Source organism: Streptomyces sp. NPDC058576 (assembly GCF_042718715.1).
Lineage (GTDB): Bacteria > Actinomycetota > Actinomycetes > Streptomycetales > Streptomycetaceae > Streptomyces.
On sequence record NZ_JBHXPF010000077.1, the window covers coordinates 24043 to 30806 of the forward strand.

8 protein-coding genes and 5 tRNA genes are annotated in these 6764 nt (G+C 70.1%); 3 read left to right on the forward strand and 10 right to left on the reverse strand.

Annotated features, from left to right (window positions below; all coding sequences use genetic code 11):
* The first annotated feature begins 13 nt into the window (after window positions 1-13).
* Together cofC and ACFWRV_RS32845 are read left to right on the forward strand one after the other, a co-directional pair.
* Complete coding sequence (gene cofC / locus ACFWRV_RS32840; protein WP_384339572.1) at window positions 14-700, forward strand: 2-phospho-L-lactate guanylyltransferase; 687 nt, start codon at window positions 14-16, stop codon at window positions 698-700.
* A 10-nt stretch (window positions 701-710) separates the two neighbouring features.
* Window positions 711-914, forward strand: coding sequence for a hypothetical protein (locus tag ACFWRV_RS32845; protein ID WP_010062008.1), 204 nt, complete (start codon window positions 711-713; stop codon window positions 912-914).
* A 144-nt stretch (window positions 915-1058) separates the two neighbouring features.
* On the opposite strand, the gene ACFWRV_RS32850 is transcribed toward ACFWRV_RS32845, so the two are convergent.
* The 4 genes from ACFWRV_RS32850 to leuC all read right to left on the reverse strand — a co-directional run bounded on the left by ACFWRV_RS32850 (window position 1059) and on the right by leuC (window position 4222).
* Window positions 1059-1724 (reverse strand): HU family DNA-binding protein, encoded by a 666-nt coding sequence (locus ACFWRV_RS32850; protein WP_384339566.1) that lies wholly within the window; start codon window positions 1722-1724, stop codon window positions 1059-1061.
* A 142-nt stretch (window positions 1725-1866) separates the two neighbouring features.
* Entirely contained in the window at window positions 1867-2094 is a 228-nt protein-coding gene (locus ACFWRV_RS32855; RefSeq protein WP_384339567.1) for a hypothetical protein, read from the reverse strand.
* Window positions 2095-2198: 104 nt separating this feature from the next.
* The gene (gene leuD, locus ACFWRV_RS32860) at window positions 2199-2792 is read right to left on the reverse strand and encodes a 3-isopropylmalate dehydratase small subunit (protein WP_384339568.1); all 594 of its coding nucleotides are present in this window, start codon (window positions 2790-2792) and stop codon (window positions 2199-2201) included.
* 2 nt (window positions 2793-2794) lie between these two features.
* The gene (gene leuC / locus ACFWRV_RS32865; protein ID WP_384339569.1) at window positions 2795-4222 is read right to left on the reverse strand and encodes a 3-isopropylmalate dehydratase large subunit; all 1428 of its coding nucleotides are present in this window, start codon (window positions 4220-4222) and stop codon (window positions 2795-2797) included.
* Between the two features lie 174 nt (window positions 4223-4396).
* Here leuC and ndgR point away from each other — a divergent pair, with 174 nt between their 5' ends.
* Window positions 4397-5113: an IclR family transcriptional regulator NdgR gene (ndgR, locus tag ACFWRV_RS32870; protein WP_384339570.1), complete on the forward strand. Its 717-nt coding sequence runs from the start codon at window positions 4397-4399 to the stop codon at window positions 5111-5113.
* 200 nt (window positions 5114-5313) lie between these two features.
* On the opposite strand, the gene ACFWRV_RS32875 is transcribed toward ndgR, so the two are convergent.
* The 6 genes from ACFWRV_RS32875 to ACFWRV_RS32900 form a co-directional block, all read right to left on the reverse strand.
* A tRNA-Glu gene (locus tag ACFWRV_RS32875) sits at window positions 5314-5386 on the reverse strand.
* Window positions 5387-5406: 20 nt separating this feature from the next.
* Window positions 5407-5478, reverse strand: a tRNA-Gln gene (locus ACFWRV_RS32880).
* 12 nt (window positions 5479-5490) lie between these two features.
* A tRNA-Glu gene (locus tag ACFWRV_RS32885) sits at window positions 5491-5563 on the reverse strand.
* Window positions 5564-5625: 62 nt separating this feature from the next.
* Window positions 5626-5698 (reverse strand) — tRNA-Glu (locus tag ACFWRV_RS32890).
* A gap of 38 nt (window positions 5699-5736) precedes the next feature.
* Window positions 5737-5808 (reverse strand) — tRNA-Gln (locus ACFWRV_RS32895).
* Window positions 5809-5896: 88 nt separating this feature from the next.
* Window positions 5897-6616 carry an HAD family hydrolase gene (locus tag ACFWRV_RS32900; RefSeq protein WP_384339571.1) on the reverse strand — a complete coding sequence of 240 codons (720 nt, stop codon included), beginning with the start codon at window positions 6614-6616 and terminating at the stop codon, window positions 5897-5899.
* Window positions 6617-6764: the final 148 nt, after the last annotated feature.

The window sequence follows — 6764 nt, forward strand, 5'->3', positions numbered from 1 at the left end:
GCGAGAATAAGTCCTGACGCGTACGGAGGGGGAGATCGCCACGAACACCGATCCGGCCGGGCCCTGGTCCCTGGTCGTTCCGCTGAAACCGCTCGCCCGGGCCAAGAGCCGCCTGGGGCGGGCGGCGGGCGAGGATGCGCGGCCCCGGCTGGCCCTGGCGTTCGCCCAGGACACGGTGGCCGCGGCACTGGCCTGCCCCCGGGTGCGGGATGTGGTGGTCGTCACGGACGACGTCGTGGCCGCGGCGGCCCTTTCCGCGCTCGGGGCGCGGATCGTGCCGGACGCTCCGGGGGCCGGGCTCAACGCGGCGCTCGCGCACGGCGCACGCTCCGTGCGGGCGCTGCGGCCCGCCGCCGCGGTGGCCGCGCTCAACGCGGATCTTCCGGCACTGCGCACCGGCGAATTGGCGCGGGTGCTCGATTTTGCTTCCGCTTTTCCCAGCGCTTTTCTCCGGGACGCGGCGGGAATCGGAACGACATTTCTCGCCGCTGCGAGCGATGCGGAATTCCGTCCGGCTTTCGGTGGCCCGTCCGGGTCCCGGCACCTGGCGTCGGGTGCGGTGGAAATAGCGCTGTCCGGTGTCGACTCGGTGCGCCGGGACGTGGATACGGGCGAGGATCTACGGGTCGCCCTGGCCCTGGGGGTGGGGCCGCACACGGCGCGGCTCGCGGCCGTGCCCGCCCCGGCCTGTGACCGATAGGCTGCCGCCCATGCAGGCGACCTCGTACACGTACGACCCCGAGACCCGCGGCGGCAGCGTGCTGCTGGACGACGGCACCCCGGTGGAGTTCGACGCCGCGGCCTTCGACGCGGGCGGCCTGCTGCTGCTGCGTCCGGGGCAACGGGTGCGGATCGAGGGCGAGGGCGAGGGGGCGGCCCTGCGGATCACGCTGGTGACGTTGCAGACGTTCTGACCCGACTGCCGGTGGCCCGACCCGGCTCCCGGTGTTCCGGCCGGACTCCGCTGGGCCGAACGGGGCCCGGACAGCCCGCGGGCCGGGCTCCCCCGGAGGGGAGCCCGGCCCGGCGCGTTGTGAGGAGCGAGCGGCTGCCCGGTCTCACTTCTTGCGTGCGGTGGCCTTCTTGGCCGTGGTCTTGCGCGCCGTGGTCTTCTTCGCGGGCGCCTTCTTCGCCGTGGTCTTCTTGGCGGGCGCGGTCTTGCTGGCGACGGCCTTCTTGGCGGTCGTGGCCGTCTTCTTGGCCGGGGTCGCCTTCTTCGCGGCCGCGGACGCCTTCTTCGCCGTCGCGGTCGTCTTCTTGGCGGTGACCTTCTTGGCGGCGGTCTTCGCCGGGGTCGCCTTCTTGGCGGTGGCCTTCTTCGCGGTGGCCTTCTTGGCCGCCGACTTCTTGGCGGCGGCGGCCTTCACCGTCGTACGGGCGGCGGAAGATCCGCCCGAGAGGCTGCCCTTGGGGGCCTTCTTGACGGCCACGTCGTTCTTGGGGAGCTTCTTCGAGCCGCTCACCAGGTCCTTGAAGCCCTGACCCGCGCGGAAGCGCGGCACCGAGGTCTTCTTGACCCGGACGCGCTCACCCGTCTGCGGGTTGCGGGCGTACCGGGCGGGGCGGTCGACCTTCTCGAACGAACCGAAGCCGGTGACCGAGACACGGTCCCCGGCGACAACGGCACGGACGATCGCGTCGAGTACCGCGTCGACAGCGTCCGCGGCCTGCTGACGGCCGCCGACCTTGTCGGCAATCGCTTCTACGAGCTGCGCCTTGTTCACGTCTTCCCCTTCGGAGACATTGCCAGAACGAAAGTGTTCAAGCTTTTTCGCACGTTAGGCAGATATATACCGCAAATCAAACACGAAACGGGCTAATCACCCTAGTGCCGCAACGAAGTCGACCGATGCGCAGTTCCACGTGTCAGTCACCTTCGGGGAATCGGCCCTCATCGAGGTCCTTCATCATCCGGTCCAGACGCCTTGCCGCGTCCGGGAGATCGTGCTTCGCCGCGGCCGTGACGACCAGCAGCTTCCGGGTCAGCGCCATCCGTACGCTCTCCGGGACTTGCAGTGCACGCACCTTCGCGTGCGCTTCCTTCAGTTGGTCGGCGACGTGGCCATAGAGCTTGAGTTGGCTGTCGCGTTCCATGCACCGATTGTGCCATCTGGGGCGAGTTGTCGCCCGACGGGGTCTCAACAAGCGACTGCGCCCCCTGCCGGGAGGCAGGGGGCGCAGTCCTGGAAAAGCGCTGCTCAGGCGGCAATGGTACGCGGCTTGAAGGCGGGCCTGGCCGCCTCGTACGCGGCGATGTCCGCTTCGTTCTGAAGGGTGAGGCTGATGTCGTCGAGGCCGTTCAGCAGCCGCCAGCGGGCGTTCTCGTCCAGCTCGAAGTCGGCGGTGATGCCCTCGGCGCGCACCTGGCGGGCCTCCAGGTCGACGGTCACCTCGGCGGTCGGGTCGGCCTCCGTCAGCTCCCAGAGGGCGTCGACCACCTTCTGCTCCAGAACCACCGTGAGCAGGCCGTTCTTCAGCGAGTTGCCGCGGAAGATGTCGGCGAAGCGGGAGGAGACGACGGCCTTGAAACCGAAGTTCTGCAGGGCCCAGACCGCGTGTTCGCGGGAGGAGCCCGTACCGAAGTCGGGACCGGCGACCAGGACCGAGGCGCGTGCGCGCTCGGGGCGGTTGAGGACGAAGTTCTCGTCCTTGCGCCAGGCTTCGAAGAGGCCGTCCTCGAACCCGTCGCGGGTGACCTTCTTCAGCCAGTGGGCGGGGATGATCTGGTCGGTGTCGACGTTGCTGCGGCGCAGCGGAACGGCCCGGCCGGTGTGCGTGGTGAAGGCTTCCATGGCTATCGGACTCCGGCGGGGGTACGGGTGTCGGACAGGTCGGCGGGCGAGGCCAGATGGCCCAGCACCGCGGTGGCGGCGGCGACCTGGGGCGAGACCAGGTGGGTGCGGCCGCCCTTGCCCTGCCGGCCCTCGAAGTTGCGGTTCGAGGTGGAGGCGGAGCGCTCGCCGGGGGCCAGCTGGTCGGGGTTCATACCGAGGCACATCGAGCAACCCGCGTGCCGCCATTCGGCGCCGGCCCCGGTGAAGACCTTGTCCAGGCCCTCGGAGACGGCCTGGAGCGCGACCCGGACGGAGCCGGGGACGACCAGCATCCGTACCCCGTCGGCGACTTTGCGGCCGTCCAGGATCGCGGCCGCGTTGCGCAGGTCCTCGATGCGGCCGTTGGTGCACGAACCTACGAAGACGGTGTCGACGTTGATCTCGCGCAGCGGCTGTCCGGCGCTCAACCCCATGTATTCCAGGGCCTTTTCGGCTGCGTGGCGCTCCGAGGCGTCCTCGTACGAAGCGGGGTCGGGGACGTTGGCCGACAGGGGGGCGCCCTGGCCGGGGTTGGTGCCCCAGGTGACGAACGGGGCCAGTTCGGTGGCGTCGATGACGACCTCGGCGTCGAACACGGCGTCGTCGTCGGAGCGCAGGGTCTTCCAGTACGCGACGGCGGCGTCCCAGTCCGCGCCCTCGGGGGCGTGGTCGCGGCCCTTGAGGTAGTCGAAGGTGGTGGCGTCCGGGGCGATCATGCCCGCGCGGGCGCCGGCCTCGATCGACATGTTGCAGATGGTCATCCGGGCCTCCATCGAGAGCTTCTCGATGGCGGAACCGCGGTATTCGAGGATGTAGCCCTGGCCGCCGCCGGTGCCGATCCGGGCGATGATCGCCAGGATCAGGTCCTTCGCGGTGACCTCGTCGGGCAGTTCGCCGTCGACCGTGATGGCCATGGTCTTCGGGCGGGCCAGCGGCAGCGTCTGGGTGGCCAGGACGTGCTCCACCTGGCTGGTGCCGATGCCGAACGCCAGCGCGCCGAACGCGCCGTGCGTGGAGGTGTGGGAGTCGCCGCAGACCACGGTGGTGCCGGGCTGGGTCAGCCCCAGCTGCGGTCCCACCACGTGGACGACACCCTGCTCGACGTCGCCCAGCGGGTGCAACCGCACGCCGAAGTCCGCGCAGTTCTTGCGCAGGGTCTCCAGCTGGGCGCGCGAGACCGGATCGGCGATCGGCTTGTCGATGTCGAGGGTCGGGGTGTTGTGGTCCTCGGTGGCGATGGTGAGGTCGAGGCGTCGTACCGGACGTCCGGCCTGGCGCAGCCCGTCGAAGGCCTGCGGGCTGGTCACCTCGTGCAGCAGGTGCAGATCGATGAAGAGAAGGTCGGGCTCGCCCTCCGCGCGCCGGACGACATGGTCGTCCCAGACCTTTTCCGCGAGTGTCCTACCCATCGCTTTCCCTCCGGCCGGCGTCTTCGCCGGCCCAACTAGAGATTCGGTGCGCCTCCGTCCGGACCCCCGTGCGGGGCGGTGGCTACGAGCCGTTGTGCGGCCGCCCCTACAGGTTCGCAACTTCTGCCGGAAATTGAACTTGCGTTTCACAGAGTGAGACGGGAGTATCGTCGTATGGACAACTCTAGCGGCGTCGGCGTTCTCGACAAGGCAGCTCTGGTATTGAGCGCCCTGGAGTCCGGTCCGGCCACCCTCGCCGGGCTGGTCGCGGCGACCGGGCTCGCACGGCCCACGGCCCATCGACTGGCCGTGGCACTGGAACACCACCGGATGGTGGCGAGGGATATGCAGGGCCGGTTCATTCTCGGCCCCCGGCTGTCGGAACTGGCAGCCGCGGCGGGCGAGGACCGCCTGCTGGCCACGGCCGGACCGGTGCTCACCCACCTGCGCGACATCACCGGCGAGAGCGCGCAGCTCTACCGCCGGCAGGGCGACATGCGCATCTGCGTGGCAGCGGCGGAACGGCTGTCCGGACTCCGGGACACGGTGCCGGTGGGCTCGACCCTCACGATGAAGGCGGGCTCCTCCGCGCAGATCCTGATGGCCTGGGAGGAGCCGGAGCGCCTGCACCGGGGCCTCCAGGGCGCGAGGTTCACGGCGACGGCGCTCTCCGGCGTACGGCGACGGGGCTGGGCCCAGTCGATCGGCGAGCGGGAACCGGGCGTCGCCTCGGTCTCCGCACCGGTGCGCGGGCCGTCGAACCGGGTGGTCGCCGCGGTCTCGATCTCCGGGCCGATCGAGCGGCTCACCCGTCACCCGGGCCGGATGCACGCCCAGGCGGTCATCGACTCGGCGGCACGGCTGAGCGAGGCCCTGCGCCGCACGGGCTGACCTCGCCCGCCCGCACCACTTCTCCCCCTCTTCCGGAAGGCCGCCCCAGCGCCGTGGCGGCCCTCTTTTCCTTCCCCACCCCGCTCCCCCGCCCGGGCAACTGCCCTGCCGGGTCGGCGATTTGGCGTGGGACGCTTCGGTCCGGGCACAACAGGAAGGCCCTCCACCGAAGTGGAGGGCCTTTCTGTACTGCTGTGTTGTACCCCCGACCGGATTCGAACCGGCGCTACTGCCGTGAGAGGGCAGCGTGCTAGGCCGCTACACAACGGGGGCGTGGTTACTGCTGACTTGCGCTGGGCTACCAGGACTCGAACCTAGAATGACGGTACCAGAAACCGTAGTGTTGCCAATTACACCATAGCCCATGGTGTGACAAGTACCCCCGACCGGATTCGAACCGGCGCTACTGCCGTGAGAGGGCAGCGTGCTAGGCCGCTACACAACGGGGGCCCTAGCGATCCTGCATCGAGAGCGATGGGTGCGACCCATGATGTTCTCGCGGGAAGGATCTGTACCCCCGACCGGATTCGAACCGGCGCTACTGCCGTGAGAGGGCAGCGTGCTAGGCCGCTACACAACGGGGGCTTGTCCTGCTGGTCTTGCTCGTACTGCTTGGTCTTGCGCTGGGCTACCAGGACTCGAACCTAGAATGACGGTACCAGAAACCGTAGTGTTGCCAATTACACCATAGCCCACTGAAATGCAACCCCTGGTGGGGGCTTCACCTCTGTCTGCGCTTCCCGGCCGGATGTTTCGGCCCGCTCGGGCGGCGCAGAAAGAACATTACCCGAAGGTGTCCGGCGCTCCAAAACGGGTATCGCCCGCCAGCAGGCCCGGTAGCTGGTCCAGCCCGGTGATCCGGATCAGATCGGAGCGCCCGCCGCGGCCCCGCCGGTCGAGCCAGATACCGGTGAGCCCGGCGGCGACCGCCCCGCTCGCGTCGATGTCCGGCTCGTCGCCCACGTACGCCACCTCGTGCGGCTCCAGCGCGAGCGCTTCGCAGGCCGCGAGGAAGGCGCCGGCCTCCGGTTTGGAGACGCCGAGCTCCACGGCGCAGACCAGCGCCTCGAAGCGGTCCCGCACGCCGAGCGCGGTCAGCTTGCGGTGCTGGTTGTGGCTGCTGCTGTTGGAGAGGATCGCGTGACGGTAGGCGGGGACCAGCCGGTCCAGGGTCGGCAGCACGTCCGGGAAGAGCGCCCAGGCGGCCTCGTAGTGGATCAGATGGCCGGCGAACCAGTCGTCGGCCTCGGCGTCCGTCATGGGCCGTGTCAGGAAGTCCCGCACCCGGTCCCGCCGTTGCCCGAGGAAGTCCGTCTCCCCGGCGGCCACGCGCGCCCAGTGCACGGCGGTGATCGCCTTCCAGGCGGCGAGGGCCTCGTCGGGGGACGCGTACGCCTCGGGCAGGCCCACGGTCTCCAGGTGGAGCCGCATACCGGTGCGGTCGGCGGCCGCGTAGTCGAAAATCGTGTCGTCGACGTCCCAGAGCACGGCGCGGATCGGCATGTACGCCACGGTAGCCGCCCGCGGTCGGCGGCGGGTCGCGAACGCCGAGGAGGGCCGCGACCTGCCGGTCGGCGCCCCCCACGGGGGGGTTCCGGCCCCCCAACCCGGCCGCGTAGCCCCGGCCGCGGCCACCCCCGGCCCGCGAATA